Annotated in this window: 13 protein-coding genes; 12 read left to right on the top strand and 1 reads right to left on the bottom strand. The window is 60.5% G+C overall.

Annotated elements, in window-relative coordinates:
• Positions 1 to 105 precede the first annotated feature (105 nt).
• On the bottom strand, positions 106 to 681 hold the full coding sequence (locus K6M89_RS21485; RefSeq protein ID WP_222140890.1) for a hypothetical protein: 576 nt from the start codon (positions 679 to 681) through the stop codon (positions 106 to 108).
• Between the two features lie 249 nt (positions 682 to 930).
• Between K6M89_RS21485 and K6M89_RS21490 the strand changes: the two genes are divergently transcribed.
• The 12 genes from K6M89_RS21490 to ligD all read left to right on the top strand — a co-directional run bounded on the left by K6M89_RS21490 (position 931) and on the right by ligD (position 14342).
• Positions 931 to 1962, top strand: coding sequence for an ABC transporter ATP-binding protein (locus K6M89_RS21490; protein WP_097584440.1), 1032 nt, complete (start codon positions 931 to 933; stop codon positions 1960 to 1962).
• 162 nt (positions 1963 to 2124) lie between these two features.
• A complete protein-coding gene (locus K6M89_RS21495) occupies positions 2125 to 3120 on the top strand; it encodes an extracellular solute-binding protein (protein WP_438826589.1) in 996 nt (331 codons plus the stop codon).
• Positions 3121 to 3175: 55 nt separating this feature from the next.
• Positions 3176 to 4834: an ABC transporter permease gene (locus K6M89_RS21500; RefSeq protein WP_222140892.1), complete on the top strand. Its 1659-nt coding sequence runs from the start codon at positions 3176 to 3178 to the stop codon at positions 4832 to 4834.
• A gap of 255 nt (positions 4835 to 5089) precedes the next feature.
• A complete protein-coding gene (locus tag K6M89_RS21505; protein WP_097584438.1) occupies positions 5090 to 5812 on the top strand; it encodes a FadR/GntR family transcriptional regulator in 723 nt (240 codons plus the stop codon).
• Complete coding sequence (locus K6M89_RS21510) at positions 5809 to 6978, top strand: PLP-dependent transferase (protein WP_222140893.1); 1170 nt, start codon at positions 5809 to 5811, stop codon at positions 6976 to 6978. The genes K6M89_RS21505 and K6M89_RS21510 overlap by 4 nt, the downstream gene beginning before the upstream one ends.
• A gap of 33 nt (positions 6979 to 7011) precedes the next feature.
• Complete coding sequence (locus K6M89_RS21515; RefSeq protein ID WP_222140894.1) at positions 7012 to 8271, top strand: ABC transporter substrate-binding protein; 1260 nt, start codon at positions 7012 to 7014, stop codon at positions 8269 to 8271.
• 195 nt (positions 8272 to 8466) lie between these two features.
• On the top strand, positions 8467 to 9402 hold the full coding sequence (locus K6M89_RS21520; protein ID WP_222140895.1) for a carbohydrate ABC transporter permease: 936 nt from the start codon (positions 8467 to 8469) through the stop codon (positions 9400 to 9402).
• A 4-nt stretch (positions 9403 to 9406) separates the two neighbouring features.
• Positions 9407 to 10237 carry a carbohydrate ABC transporter permease gene (locus tag K6M89_RS21525; RefSeq protein WP_064685763.1) on the top strand — a complete coding sequence of 277 codons (831 nt, stop codon included), beginning with the start codon at positions 9407 to 9409 and terminating at the stop codon, positions 10235 to 10237.
• Between the two features lie 4 nt (positions 10238 to 10241).
• The gene (locus K6M89_RS21530) at positions 10242 to 11300 is read left to right on the top strand and encodes an ABC transporter ATP-binding protein (RefSeq protein ID WP_222140896.1); all 1059 of its coding nucleotides are present in this window, start codon (positions 10242 to 10244) and stop codon (positions 11298 to 11300) included.
• Positions 11301 to 11528: 228 nt separating this feature from the next.
• The gene (gene ku, locus K6M89_RS21535; protein ID WP_222140897.1) at positions 11529 to 12428 is read left to right on the top strand and encodes a non-homologous end joining protein Ku; all 900 of its coding nucleotides are present in this window, start codon (positions 11529 to 11531) and stop codon (positions 12426 to 12428) included.
• A 12-nt stretch (positions 12429 to 12440) separates the two neighbouring features.
• Positions 12441 to 13259 carry a non-homologous end joining protein Ku gene (gene ku / locus K6M89_RS21540; RefSeq protein WP_222140898.1) on the top strand — a complete coding sequence of 273 codons (819 nt, stop codon included), beginning with the start codon at positions 12441 to 12443 and terminating at the stop codon, positions 13257 to 13259.
• A 3-nt stretch (positions 13260 to 13262) separates the two neighbouring features.
• Positions 13263 to 14342 carry a non-homologous end-joining DNA ligase gene (ligD, locus tag K6M89_RS21545; protein ID WP_222140899.1) on the top strand — a complete coding sequence of 360 codons (1080 nt, stop codon included), beginning with the start codon at positions 13263 to 13265 and terminating at the stop codon, positions 14340 to 14342.
• Positions 14343 to 14485 lie beyond the last annotated feature (143 nt).

The following is a 14485-nucleotide window of genomic DNA, read 5'->3' on the forward strand; positions in this document are numbered from 1 at the left end:
GCGCCATTTCTGTGGCTGCGACGCATCATGTGCCAGGAACCGGGGCGCTTCGGAGGTCGCTAGCTGGTTGGCTTACTGCCAAGTCAGTCAAATCTACGGCATCGCCTATTTCGGACGAAGAAATCCGATGAGTTGGCGAAACCGCTGAGTCCATAGCAACTGATCGGTCATTTCAGGCGAGGAGGACGCAACCAGCCGGTCGAGGCGCGGCAAGAGAAAGGCAGCCCAATCGTCGAGGTCGGATCTGCTGAAGTAAGGCAGCCAGACGTCGGAGGGGCCATCCCATTGTCTCGGATTTGCCTTCGCCAGATCACCGAGTTTTACCAAGACGGTTTCACCGTGGTCGCCGACGACTTCAACGTCCGGATCGGGATCCGGCCGGGGAAGACGCGCGATGATGCGCTCTTCCAAAGCTTTGCCAGCGGCTCGATCCGCGTCGTCCAGCTGACGCAATATGCGTGTGTCGTTGGCGGCGCCGGAGCCCTCGGTCATGTTGATGGTAAATTTGGCGCCGGTCACGCTGTTTGAATATTGGGATATCTGTAACCAGAAAACCCTCCTGCCACGGACAAAGCTGCATTTGCCGGTTGCTTGCGATTCCCAGCCGAGCTCCTGAAATCGTGAGGCCAGCAGCGACCGCATATGGCGGTGAAAGTCCTTGCTTTTCACATAGTCGCGCATGCTTCGGAGCCCATGTTTTGGCTGCAACCTCCGGAGGATGTCATGAGCTGCTCGAACGGACAATGGCTGGCCCTGTGCAAATGCCCGTACATATCGAAACGGTACAGTTGATCGCGTTCACGCCTCCAAGGGTGACAGTGACTGCAGATTGCCTCATGGAGGGACAGATTGCGCTTGTCCCCATTCGCCTCGGTGTGTTCTAGGGGGCAGGACTTGCACTGGAACCCGCCGGCGAGCATGAAAGCTGAAATGAGCGAAATCGCAGTACGTCTGGAAAATGTTAGCCGTCGCTTCGGCATCACTGCAGCCGTGCGCGATCTTTCTCTTCATATTCGGCGCGGAGACGCGGTTTCGCTCGTGGGCCATTCCGGTTGCGGCAAGTCTACGCTCCTGCGCATGATTGCCGGTGTCGAGATACCGGAATCCGGCCGCATCGTCCTCGACGGTCGCGAGGTCGCAAGTTCGGCTACTTTCGTCGAGCCGGAGGCGCGTGGCGTCGGCTTCGTCTTCCAGGACTATGCTCTCTTTCCGCATCTGACCGTACGGGACAATGTCCTCTTCGGTCTCAAGCGACTTCCGAAGAGCGAAGCAGCCGCGCGGGCAGAGGAGATGATCAGCAAGGTCGGAATCGAACATCTGACGCATCGCTATCCGCACACCCTCTCCGGCGGTGAACAGCAGCGTGTCGCGCTCGCCCGCGCCCTGGCGCCCCGACCGAGTATTGTCCTGATGGACGAGCCCTTTTCCAATCTGGATCAGGGTCTGCGCGGGAGGGTACGCAGCGACACCTTGAGCCTGTTGAGGGCACTTGGCACGACTGTGATCATCGTGACGCATGATCCCCAGGAAGCACTTTCCGTCGGCGACCAGGTGGTCCTGATGCGGGCAGGTGAAATCGTCCAGTCCGGCTCCGCCTATGATCTGCACGACCGACCGACGAATGCCTATGCGGCAGAGTTTTTTTGCGCGTCCAGCAAAGTTCCCGGCGTTTACCGTGGCGGATGGATCGAGACCGCGATCGGCAACTTCGCCTATACGCTCGACCGTCCGCCGGCAAGCTCCGTGACCGTTTATATCCGGCCGCATGCTGTCGCGCTGTCCCCCGGCTCGGGAATCCCCGCTCGTATCGAAAACCGCGTTCTGCATGGTGAATTCGAGCAGATCACGTTGAAGGTCGATCGCCTTGAGGTGCCGCTTAAGGCGAGAGCCTTGGAGCGGTTGCCCGTTGATGCGGAGGATATTGAGATCTCAATCCTCCCCGAGCGGCTGCTGGCTTTTTGAAAGCTCACGGTGAGCGCATTCTGCTAACCTCCGCATCAAGTTTCCGTGATATTTGGGTTCAAGTTCCGCGGAAAACTTGACTCTCAGGGTCATGAACTGCTGCAAGCAATGCGCATTCATTCGCGGAGGGACATAATGAATTCGCGCTCTATCCTCACATCCATGCTGCTTGCTGCTTCGGCGCTGATGTCGCCTGGCATCGCCGCCGCTGCAGAAATCAACCTTTACACGACGAGAGAACCGGCTCTGATTGCACCTCTTCTGGAGGCATTCACCAAGTCGACCGGTACGAAGGTCAATACCATTTTCCTGAAGGACGGCCTCGCAGAGCGTGTCGCCTCCGAAGGTGCCAGCTCGCCAGCTGACATCCTGATGGCCGTCGATGCCGGCAACCTTGTCGATCTGGTCGATAAACGAGTAACGCAACCGGTGGAATCATCTGTGCTGAACTCGGCTATCCCGGAACAGCTGCGTGATGCCAAGGGCAACTGGTTTGCGCTTTCGATGCGCGCCCGCGTGCTTTACGCGGCCAAGGACCTTGATATCAGCGCATTCAATTACGAGGAGCTTGCCGACCCCAAGTGGAAGGGCAAGATCTGCATTCGCTCGGGCCAGCACCCCTATAATACGGCCCTGTTTGCTGACTACATCGCCCATTACGGCGCGGCAGACGCCGAGAAATGGCTGAAGGGTGTCAAGGACAACCTCGGCCGCAAGGCAGCCGGCGGCGATCGCGATGCGGCCAAGGATATCCTCGGCGGCATTTGCGATATCGGTATCGCCAACTCCTATTATGTTGGCTTGATGCGATCCGGCAAGGGTGGCGAAGAGCAGGTCAAATGGGGCGATGCCATCAAGGTCGTCCTGCCGACCTTCAAGAACGGCGGGACGCAAGTGAATGTCAGCGGCGCGGCAATCGCCAAGCATTCACCGAACAAGGCCGAAGCCGTCAAGCTTCTCGAATATCTCGTCTCTGACGAAGCGCAGAAGATCTATGCCGAGGCCAATTACGAATATCCCGTGAAGGCCGGCGTCGCGGCCGATCCGATCATCGCATCCTTTGGCGAACTGAAGATCGACAGCAAGCCCTTGTCCGAGATCGTCAGCCATCGCAAGCAGGCGAGCGAACTCGTGGACAAGGTCGGCTTTGACAACTAAAGAACAGGGAAGGCGCCGCTGAGAGGCGCCTTCCTCCCCGAGAATGGATCGCGTGATGTTTCCCAGCCAGGCGCCCGCCCGCTCTGCAAAGCGCCCTGGCAGCGCATGGCTGGCAATTGGTGTTACTATCGCCCTCATTGCCATTCTGCCGATCGGGGGATTGCTTATCGAAGCCTCGAAGGGCTCGGCCGGTCTTTGGGGACATCTTTTCTCCACCATCCTTCCGGTCGCGCTTCTCGACACCGTCGTCCTCCTTGCTGGGGTCGGGGTCATCACTGCCGTGGTCGGCACGACGACGGCATGGCTGGTGACGGCCTATGATTTTCCCGGCAGGCGTGCTCTGGAATGGATGTTGCTTCTGCCGCTTGCCGTTCCGACCTACATCGTCGCTTATGCCTATCTGGATATACTGCATCCGATCGGTCCGGTGCAGGATGCCGTGCGCTGGCTGCTCGGCTACGAGAGCCCGCGCCAGTTTCGCCTTCCGGACGTCCGTTCCATGGCAGGCTGCATCCTGCTTCTCGGAATCGTGCTCTACCCCTATGTCTACATTCCGACCCGCGCGATGTTCCTGACCCAATCCGGTAATCTCGTCGACGCGGCACGCACGCTTGGCACATCTCGCCGCGCGGTCTTCTGGCGGGTGGCCCTGCCGCTCGCGCGCCCGGCTGTTGCCGTGGGTATCAGCCTTGCTCTGATGGAGACGTTGAACGATATCGGCGCCGCCGAATTCCTCGGTGTCCGCACGATCACCGTTTCCATCTACACGACCTGGATCACCCGCTCCGATTTATCGGGAGCGTCGCAGATCGCCCTTGCCCTTCTTCTCATCGTCGTCGCGCTTGTTGCGGTCGAGCGATGGGCGCGACGCAAGCAGCGCTACTCGATCGATGTACGCCGGATGCGGCGTTTCCAACCGCGGCGGGTATCCTTGGGAAAGGGCATGCTGCTGTTTCTCGGCGGTCTTCTGCCGGTCATCCTCGGCTTCCTCGCGCCCGCGCTCTATCTCTTGATCGAAGCGGCAAAACGCTATCGTTTCGCCGGCATATCCCCTCGCATCATCGATGAGGCCGTGAATACGCTTGTTATCGCCACCCTGGCGACAACCGCGACCGTCATCCTTGGGCTTCTCGCTGCTTACGCCACCCGCCTGCGTCCGGGCCAGCCGTCCTCCTGGCTCCTGCGCTGTTCCACAATGGGTTATGCTGCTCCCGGGACCGTGGTCGCCATCGGCGTGCTGATCCTCCTTGCCGGGTTCGATCAGTTTATCGATCGCGCCGCGTTTTCCTTGTTTGGCGTGTCGACTGGCCTGCTCCTTATAGGATCGGGTGCTGCCGTCATTTATGCGCTTATCGTGCGGTTTCTGGCGATCTCCGCCGGCGGTATAGAAGCCGGTCTCTCGCGCATTTCCCTATCGCTTGATCATGCTTCGCGTTCGCTGGGCCAATCTACCGCAGGCACGCTGCGATACGTGCATTTGCCGCTCTCGAAGGCGGCAATCTCGGCTGCCGCCCTGCTGGTCTTCGTCGATTGTGTGAAGGAGCTGCCGGCGACGCTCCTCCTGCGGCCACTCAATGTCGAGACTTTCGCAACCCATCTTTATGGAGAGGCTGCGAGAGGCACTTACGAAGAGGCCTCGATTGCCGCGCTCGCCATTGTGCTGATCGGCATTCTGCCGGCCATTCTGCTGTCGCGGATCGGGCGTATCCGCTAGACGGCCGACCACGACCTTCAGGCAAGGTCAGACCGAAAAAATTGCACACCCTGTTTCGGAATTACGGTCAGTCCGCCTGCGGCAGCGAAGATCGTCTCCGAGAATGAAGGTACGTGCGCGGTTTCTGGCAGACAAAAGGACAATGTGAAGGGAGGGATTAGAAATCGATGTCGCCGACTTGACGGCTGTCGTCGTTTGAGAAATGCTAAGATGTCAGACCAATTTCACGACTGCCTGGAAGAAAAATGGGGAACCATGAAGGCAAATCGTAGCGACAGGCCGGTAATCCGGCCGCTTCCGGTTATCGACCGCGCACGTCAGGTGACCGATGCGCTGGCGGATTACGTCGAAGACGCGCGCCTGCAGGCGGGTGACCGGCTGCCGGCCGAGCGTGAGCTGATGGCCGCCCTTGCCGTCGGGCGTTCGACCATTCGCGAGGCGATCCGCCATTTTCAGGCGCTCGGCGTCATCGAGACGCGCAAGGGCAGCGGCACCTATCTGCTGAAGCCGGTGTCCCGGGCAACGATCCATATGCCGCTGTCGTTCGATGCGGCGCATCTGCGCGACGCACTGCTGCAGACGCTCGAAGTGCGCCGCGGCATCGAATGCGAGGCGGGCATGGTCGCAGCCAGGCGGCGCACGAAAAAGGATCTCGTCGTCATCGAGGAGAAACTCAACGCGATGGAGCGGGTGCATCTGGAGAAGGGCACATCCGGGCCGGAGGATCTCGCCTTCCATCTCGCCGTCTACGACGCCACCCACAATCCCCTGTTTCGCCAGCTGCTCGAGCAGATGCGCGAGACTTTCGAGCGCTTCTGGGAGCACCCCTTCGACCGGCAGGATTTCGCCCGCCGGTCCTTTCCCTTTCACCGCACCCTTTTCAACGCGATCGCCGCCGGAGATGCCGAGGCGGCGCGCGCCGAAACGTTGAAAATTCTCGATATCGTCGAGGAAGACATCAAGGAAATGTCCAAATGAGCAGCGGCGCCGACCCGTTCGATCTTGCCTCCATCATCACTGCCCATGACGACGGCAACTTCGCCGACGCCGTCGTACCGCCGATCTTCCAGACATCGCTTTTCACCTTTTCCGATTATGACGAGATGATCACCGTCTATCGTGGCGAGAAGGTCCGGCCGACCTATACGCGCGGGCTGAACCCGACGGTGCGCGCCTTCGAGGAAATGCTGGCCAAGCTCGAAGGTGCGGAGGATGCGCTGGGTTTTGCCAGCGGCATGGCGGCGATCTCGTCATCCGTGCTGAGCTTCGTCGAGCCGGGCGACCGCATCGTCGCCGTCAAACATGTCTATCCCGATGCCTTCCGCCTGTTCGGCACCATCCTGAAGCGGATGAAGATCGAAGTGACCTATGTCGACGGGCGCGACGAGGAGGCGGTCGCCAAAGCGCTGCCCGGCGCCAAGCTCCTGTATCTGGAAAGCCCGACGAGCTGGGTGATGGAGGCGCATGACGTCGGCGCGCTCGCAGCCCTGGCCAAACGCCACGGCATCGTCTCGATGATCGATAACAGCTGGGCGAGCCCGTTCTTTCAGCGGCCGCTGACGCTCGGCGTCGATCTCGTCATCCATTCGGCCTCGAAATATCTCGGCGGCCACAGCGATGTGGTGGCGGGCATCGTCGCCGGCTCGAAGGAGATGATCGCGCGCATCAAGGCCGAGGCCTATCCTTATCTGGGCGGCAAGCTTTCGCCCTTCGACGCCTGGCTGCTGATCCGCGGCCTGCGCACGCTGCCGCTGCGCATGAAGGCGCATGAGGCGTCGGCGCTGGAAATCGCCCGGCGCCTGCAGCGGCTTGAGGTGGTGGAGACGGTTTGCCATCCCGGCCTCGCCAACCGCCTGCCGGCCGGGCTCAACGGCACCTCGGGCCTGTTTTCCTTCATCTTTCGCGAAGGCGTCGATATCCGCGCCTTCGCCGATCACCTCAAGCTCTTCAAATTGGGTGTAAGCTGGGGTGGGCACGAAAGCCTGATCGTACCGGGCGAGGTGGTGCTGCAGCAGAAGGCACAGCCGAATTCCGCGCAAACCTTCGGCATCCATGCGCGATCCGTACGCCTCCATGTCGGCCTCGAAGGAACCGAGGCGCTGTGGAGGGACATCGAGGAGGCGCTCGCCGCCTCGCAATCCTGAAACCCGAGAGAAACCGAAAAGGGGGAACTGAGCATGAAAAAACTAATAATCTCGACGCTCTTTGCTTCGCTGATGGCGGGCACGGCCTTTGCCGACACGACGCTGAAACTGGTCGAAGTCATCACCAGCCCGGAGCGCACCGAAACGCTGAAATCGATCGTCGGCAAGTTCGAGGCCGCCAATCCCGGCACCAAGGTCGACATCATCTCGCTGCCCTGGAACGAAGCCTTCCAGAAGTTCGCCACGATGGTGTCGGCCGGCGACGTGCCGGACGTGATGGAAATGCCCGATACCTGGCTGTCGCTCTATGCCAATAACGGCATGCTTGAAAGCCTCGAGCCCTATCTCGAAAAGTGGGAGCACACCAAGGAGCTGACGCCGCGCGCCCTCGAACTCGGCCGCGACGTCAAGAACACCGCCTATATGCTGCCCTACGGCTTCTATTTGAGGGCGATGTTCTACAACAAGAAGCTGCTCTCGGAAGCTGGCGTCGCCGGGCCGCCGAAGACGCTGGACGAATTCACTGCCGCGTCCGAAAAAGTCTCGAAGCTGCCGGGCAAATACGGCTACTGCATGCGAGGCGGGCCGGGCGGCCTCAACGGCTGGATGATCTTCGCTGCCTCGATGGCCGGCTCGAACAAATACTTCAACGAAGACGGCACCTCGACGATGAACAGTCCCGGCTGGGCCAAGGGCATCGAATGGATGGTCGATCTCTACAAGAAGGGCTATGCGCCGAAGGACAGCGTCAACTGGGGCTTCAACGAAGTCGTCGCCGGCTTCTATTCCGGCACCTGCGCCTTCCTCGACCAGGATCCGGATGCGCTGATCGCCATCGCCGAGCGCATGAAGAAAGAGGATTTCGGCGTCGCACCGCTGCCGAAAGGCCCTGACGGCAAGTCCTTCCCGACCATCGGCTACGGCGGCTGGTCGATGTTTTCGACCAGCGCCAACAAGGAACTCTCCTGGAAGCTGATCGCCACCCTCGAAGGGCCAGAAGGCAATCTCGAATGGAACAAGCGCATCGGCGCCCTGCCGGCCTATGCGTCGGCCGAGAAGGATCCCTTCTACGCCGGTGATCAGTTCAAGGGCTGGTTCGAGGAACTGGCGGACCCGAACACGGTGCCGACCGTGATGCCGACCTATCTGGAGGAGTTCGCCTTCTTCAAGGATTCGCTGGCGATCAAGACCTCGCAGCAGGCCTTGCTCGGCGACATCTCGGCGAAGGATCTGGCCGACCAGTGGGCGGACTATCTGACCAAGGCGCAGCAGAAGTTTTTGAGCAAGAAATAGCGGGAAAGGGGGCGGCTGCCGGCACCTTCTCCCCGGTGGGGAGAAGGGAATATGCCGCAACCTCTCCATCCCCTTCTCCCCACCGGGGAGAAGGTGGCCCGAAGGGTCGGATGAGGGGGCCGCAGTCGCCCAGTTTTCAGAAGCATCAGCCGCGCGAGAATTCTCAACCGGGTAGACAATGGAAATTACGCACTGATGACCATTTCCGCCGATATGCTCGACATGCGTCGCGACCGCAGGCCGTGGCTGCGTCGTCTTGCCGATGCTTCGGAGCCCTATCTCTACAGCACCCCGTCACTGATCCTGATCATCGCGGTGATGCTGGTGCCGCTGACATTGGGTGTCTCCTACGCCTTCCGCGATATCCAGCTGCTCAATCCATTTTCCGGCGGCTTCGTCGGGCTCGAACATTTCCGTGAGCTTTCTACGGATGCCGCCTTCTATGGCGCGCTCAGGAACACGCTCTGGTGGACCGGCGCTTCCGTCGTCCTGCAATTCGTCTTCGGGCTCATCCTGGCGCTGCTGCTCGACAAGCCGTTTAAGGGCAGGGCGATCGCCCAGGCGCTGGTCTTCCTGCCCTGGGCCGTGCCGTCCTTTCTCGCCGGCCTCAACTGGGCCTGGCTGTTCAATCCTGTCATCGGACCGATCCCGCACTGGCTTTTCGCCCTCGGGCTGATGCACGAGCCGGGCAATATCCTGTCCGATCCCAATTATGCGATGTGGGGGCCGATCATCGCCAATGTCTGGTGGGGCATTCCCTTCTTCGCCATCACGCTGCTGGCGGCCCTGCAGGCGATCCCGCGCGATCTCTATGAGGCAGCGTCGATCGACGGTGCCGGCTGGTTCCAGCGCTTCCGCTCGATCACCCTGCCGTTTCTCGCGCCGACCATCGCCATCACCGTGCTTCTGCGCACCGTGTGGATCTCCAATTTCGCCGATCTCATCGTGGTCATGACCAATGGCGGGCCGGCCGACCGCACGCAGATCGTCGCGAGCTACATCTTCACGACCGCGTTCAAGCGGCTCGATTTCGGTTATGCCTCGGCGATCGCGCTGGTGCTGCTGGTGCTGCTGCTTGCCTATTCGATGCTGATCATCCTGCTCAGGCAGACGCTGCTGAACAAGGATTGAGACTATGAGACGATCCGTCATCCCCACCATCGCACACCGTCTGGCGATCCTCTGCTACATCGCCTTCGCGCTTTTTCCCTTGTTCTGGCTTCTCAAGGTCTCGGTGACGCCGAACGACCTGCTCTATAGCGAGGGCGTGCGCATGTGGCCGTCGCGCACGAGCTGGGATCATTATGCCTTCGTGCTGCAGCACAGCGCCTTTCCGACCTTCTTCAAGAACAGCCTGATCGTCTCGGCCTCGACGGCGGTGACCGTGACGGTCTGCGCCTCGCTCTCCGGCTATGCCCTGTCGCGCTTCAATTTCCGGGCGAAATACTGGATCGTCGCGCTGATGCTGCTGACCCAGATGTTTCCGCTCGTCATGCTGGTCGCGCCGATCTTCAAGATCCTGTCGCCCTTACATCTGACCAACAGCCTGACCGGGCTCGTCATCGTCTACACCGCCTTCAACGTGCCATTCGCCACCTTCCTGATGCAGTCCTTCTTCGACGGCATCCCCAGGGATTTGGAAGAGGCGGCGATGATCGACGGCGCCACGCAGTTCACGGCCTTCCGTCAGATCATTCTGCCGCTGACGCTGCCCGGCATCGCCGCCACCCTCGGTTTCGTCTTCACGGCCGCCTGGAGCGAGCTGCTCTTCGCGCTGATGCTGATCAACGGCAATGATGCGGCGACCTTCCCCGTCGGCCTTCTCACTTTCGTTTCGAAATTCTCGGTGGATTTCGGGCAGATGATGGCGGCCGGCGTCATGGCGCTCATCCCGGCCGGCCTCTTCTTCCTGCTCATCCAGCGTTATCTCGTCCAGGGCCTGACGGCCGGCGCGGTCAAGGGTTAAACAAATGGCATCGATCGATATCCAGAATATCCGCAAAGCCTATGGCCATGTGCAGGTGCTGCACGGCGTCGATCTCGAAATCCGGGACGGCGAATTCGTCGTGCTGGTCGGTCCCTCCGGCTGCGGCAAGTCCACGCTCTTGCGCATGATCGCCGGGCTCGAAGATGTCACATCTGGTGAAATCCGCATTGCCGGCGCCAGAGTGAACGAGCGGCATCCCAGGGATCGCGACATCGCCATGGTGTTCCAGTCCTACGCGCTCTATCCGCATATGAACGTCGCCGGCAATATGAGCTACAGCCTGAGGCTCCGGAAAACGGCGAAGGAGAAGATCGCCAGCGCCGTCTCCGCCGTTGCGGCCAAGCTCGGCCTCGATCCACTGCTCGAACGACGGCCGAAGGCGCTGTCCGGCGGCCAGCGCCAGCGCGTCGCCATGGGCCGCGCGATCGTCCGCCAGCCGAAGGCCTTCCTGTTCGACGAGCCGCTGTCCAATCTCGATGCGCGCCTGCGCGAACAGATGCGCGCCGAAATCAAGAAACTGCATGGGGAGCTGAAGGCGACCTCGATCTATGTCACCCATGACCAGATCGAGGCGATGACGCTGGCCGACCGGATCGTCGCCATGCATGGCGGGGTGGTGCAGCAGGTCGGCAGCCCCCTGGAACTCTACGACCGCCCCGCCAACCTTTTCGTCGCCGGCTTTATCGGCTCGCCGGGGATGAATTTCCTCGACGCGACCTATGAAGCAGGTGGTGTGAGGCTGAAGGACGGTACGATCGTGCCGCTGGCAAAGCCGCTGCCGCTGGCGGATGGAGCCAAGGTGACGCTCGGCATCCGGCCGGAGCATGTGCTGATGACCAATGACGGGGCGGGGCTTGCCACTGATGTCGAGCTCGTCGAGCCCACCGGCTTCGGCATTATCCTGCACCTGGCCCTGCACCGGCTGCCCTTCAAGATCTTCACATTGGACCGCGAAGCGCTGAAGGCAGGGCCGAAGGTCAACGTCGCCTTCCCGCCACAATATCTGCATGTGTTCGATGGCGAAGGACGACGCGTCGATTGAGCAGTCGAGGATCAAAACCACTCCTCAGGCTGCCCACCTCCTGGTTGCTCCCGTCGCGGAAAGCCCCCGGCGTGAAAAAGATCGATCAGATTCAAAGGGATGATCGAGACTCGGAAAACGCGTGAATCATTTTGGCTAAGCTATTGAAATTTGATTCGTTTTGATTCGGAACCAATCGTAAAGTGATTCGGTTGACTCGCACTGGTTGCGGCAGGGAGCGCGTGCGAAATGGTTGCCCCGAGAGCGAATTGGAAAGGCTTTATCAAGTTCGGGGAGGTTGCTTTCCCCGTGGCACTCTACACCGCCGCCTCCACATCCGAGCGGATTGCGTTTCACACGCTGAACAGGAAGACCGGCAATCGGGTGCGCCGAGAATTCGTGGACGGTGAGACCGGCGATCCGGTCGAACGCGAGGACCAGGTTAAGGGTTTCGAGATCGAAGATGGTCGCTACGTCGTCCTCGAGCCCGAGGAGGTCGCCGCCGCCATTCCCGAAAGCGACAAAACGCTGAAGGTGGAGGCGTTTATTCCTTATGACGAGGTCGACGACGTCTATTTCGACAAGCCTTATTATCTGGCCCCCGACACCATGGGCAGCGACGCTTTCAAGCTTCTGAGGGATGGCATGAAGAAGGCCAAGGTCGCGGCCATCGCCCGGACGGTGCTGTTTCGGCGTTTGCGGACGCTTCTCATCCGCCCCCTTGGCAAAGGGCTAGTGGGCTCCACTTTGAACTTCGACTATGAAGTCCGCTCCTCCGAGAAGGCTTTCGAGGAGATGCCGGATCTCAAGATCGAAGGCGAGATGCTGGAGCTTGCCAAGCACATCATCAACACCAAGAAGGGCGAGTTCGATCCGAAGGAATTCGACGACCGTTACGAAGCCGCCGTCGCCGAACTGGTGAAGGCCAAAATCGAAGGCCGCACTCTTCCGAAGAAAAAGGCCGCGCCCGCTGCAAAACCGAGCGACCTGTTACAGGCACTGCGCGAAAGCGCCGGCATGACGACCCCAGCAAAGACGAAGCGCACCGCCGCAAATGCCAATGCCGGCAAGAGCAGGCAGAAGGCCGCAAGCGCATCGGCGCCGAAATCTCGCAGCCCCGGCGGCGCTCATCAGCGCCGGGCCGGGTGATCGGAGGTTGCCATGGCGATCCGGCCATATTGGAAAGGGTATCTGAAGCTATCGCTCGTCACCTGCCCGGTGCAGATGATGCCGGCCACCTCCGAAAACGAGAAGGTGCGCTTTCACACGCTCAATCGCGCAACTCAAAACCGCGTCGTCAGCCATTATGTCGATGCCGTCACCGGCAAGGACGTGAAAGATGAAGACGAAGTGAAAGCCTATCAGCGCGGTGAGAACGAATACGTCTTACTCGAAGACGAGGAGCTGGAGAACGTTGCGCTTGAAAGCACCAAGACGATCGATATCGGAGTGTTTACGCCCCGCAACAGCGTCGAATGGATCTGGCTCGACACGCCCTACTATCTTTCACCCGACGATCCGGTGGGCCAGGAGGCATTCTCGGTGATCCGCGATGCGATGGCGGCTGAGGACATGGTCGGCATCTCCCGGCTGGTGATTGCGCGCCGCGAGCGCGCCGTCATGCTGGAGCCACGCGGCAAGGGGATCGTCCTTTGGACCCTGCGATACGGTGACGAAGTGCGCGACGCGGAGAGCTACTTCGAGCGGGTGGATGATCAACCGGCGGACAGCCAAATGATGCCGCTGATTCAGCAGCTGATCAAGAAGCAGACGCAGCATTGGAACCCGAAGATGGTCTCCGACCCCGTGCAGGATAGGCTGCTCGACATCATCGAGGCCAAGAAGAAACAGATGAAGAAGCCTGCCAGGGTAAAATCGAAGGCCAGGGAAAAGGCAGAGCCGGCTCCCAGCAACGTCATCAACATCATGGAAGCCCTGCGCAAATCCGTCGATGCCGAGAACCGATCCGGCAGGCATTGAGCAATGACCAGACCACGGCAACGCTCCGTCCCCCTCCTTCGCGAGTCCAGTTCGTCGATACAATCTCGACCTGTCCGCCGGCGTGATCCCGATCAGCCAAGCCTGCCGTTCGATGCAATGCCGTCCAGAGTGGAGCCCTGCCTGGCGTTGTTGAAGCAAACGGTGCCGCAAGGGCCGGATTGGCTCTATGAGGTGAAGTGGGACGGCTACCGATTGGCGATCCACATCGAGCCAAGGAGCATTCGCATCCTCACCCGCGGCGGCCATGACTGGACCCACCGATTCCCAACTATCGTCGCAGGGGCAAGAGAGCTCGGTGTAACGAGCTGCATTCTCGACGGAGAAGCCGTCGTTCTCGATGAAGAGGGTCGGTCCGACTTTGGAGCGTTGCAGCGCTCGCTCGGCGGCAGAGGCGGCAAGCGGATCTCAACCGAATCCGTCTTCTGCGCCTTCGATCTGTTATACTTCGATGGTCACGACCTGACGCGCACCGAGCTCTCGGTCCGCCGTCATCTTCTGCAGGATCTGATTCCCGAGACCGGCTATGGTGCCATTCGGTTCTCGCAAGACCTGGATTTGGCTGGCGAGGAACTGCTTGAGCACGCCTGCCATCTGGGCCTGGAAGGCATTATTGCCAAGCGCAGGGACAGCCCTTACCGAAGTGGTCGTCTCGGGGACTGGCAGAAGATCAAGTGCGTCCAGAGCGACAGTTTCATGATCGTCGGGTACGAGGAATCCGCCAGCACCCGCGGCGGGCTCGGCAGTCTTTTGCTTGCGGGTCGCAAGGGTCAAGGCTGGATCTATGTCGGATCGGTCGGCACGGGGTTCAATCGAACGGAGGCGGAGGATTTGCGCAAGACGTTGAACCGTCTCCAAACGAAAAAACCTGTTGTGCCGCTGAAAGGAAAGCGCCTCGTCTTTTCCCAGCCGACCCTCATCGCCGAAATCGAGTTTCGCGGCTGGACGCGCGAGGGCAGTCTCCGCCACCCCTCGTATAAAGGCCTTCGCGAAATCCAGGATAATGCTGCCGTCTTTGATATGACTGATGCCACTGCGACCAAAGGACGTTCCACGGGCGATTAAGATCTCGCCAACACCAACTGCGGCCTTGCGCTTGGCGGTGTCAGGCGGCATGTTTGATCTCGTGGATCCAGCCGTCCCCGCCAAGCGGCCGCTCCCCGCTCCCCAGATGCGATGGCCAAATCCCTGAAAAGGAAAGGGCTTGT

Origin of the sequence: Rhizobium croatiense (genome assembly GCF_019793465.1) — a bacterium.
In the GTDB taxonomy this organism is placed as follows: domain Bacteria; phylum Pseudomonadota; class Alphaproteobacteria; order Rhizobiales; family Rhizobiaceae; genus Rhizobium; species Rhizobium croatiense.

Coding starts and splice junctions, on each gene's coding strand:
- K6M89_RS21485 (WP_222140890.1), bottom strand. CDS start 681: ATGCGCGACTATGTGAAAAGCAAGGACTTTCACCGCCATATGCGGTCG.
- K6M89_RS21490 (WP_097584440.1), top strand. CDS start 931: ATGAGCGAAATCGCAGTACGTCTGGAAAATGTTAGCCGTCGCTTCGGC.
- K6M89_RS21495 (WP_438826589.1), top strand. CDS start 2,125: ATGCTGCTTGCTGCTTCGGCGCTGATGTCGCCTGGCATCGCCGCCGCT.
- K6M89_RS21500 (WP_222140892.1), top strand. CDS start 3,176: ATGTTTCCCAGCCAGGCGCCCGCCCGCTCTGCAAAGCGCCCTGGCAGC.
- K6M89_RS21505 (WP_097584438.1), top strand. CDS start 5,090: ATGAAGGCAAATCGTAGCGACAGGCCGGTAATCCGGCCGCTTCCGGTT.
- K6M89_RS21510 (WP_222140893.1), top strand. CDS start 5,809: ATGAGCAGCGGCGCCGACCCGTTCGATCTTGCCTCCATCATCACTGCC.
- K6M89_RS21515 (WP_222140894.1), top strand. CDS start 7,012: ATGAAAAAACTAATAATCTCGACGCTCTTTGCTTCGCTGATGGCGGGC.
- K6M89_RS21520 (WP_222140895.1), top strand. CDS start 8,467: ATGACCATTTCCGCCGATATGCTCGACATGCGTCGCGACCGCAGGCCG.
- K6M89_RS21525 (WP_064685763.1), top strand. CDS start 9,407: ATGAGACGATCCGTCATCCCCACCATCGCACACCGTCTGGCGATCCTC.
- K6M89_RS21530 (WP_222140896.1), top strand. CDS start 10,242: ATGGCATCGATCGATATCCAGAATATCCGCAAAGCCTATGGCCATGTG.
- ku (WP_222140897.1), top strand. CDS start 11,529: ATGGTTGCCCCGAGAGCGAATTGGAAAGGCTTTATCAAGTTCGGGGAG.
- ku (WP_222140898.1), top strand. CDS start 12,441: ATGGCGATCCGGCCATATTGGAAAGGGTATCTGAAGCTATCGCTCGTC.
- ligD (WP_222140899.1), top strand. CDS start 13,263: ATGACCAGACCACGGCAACGCTCCGTCCCCCTCCTTCGCGAGTCCAGT.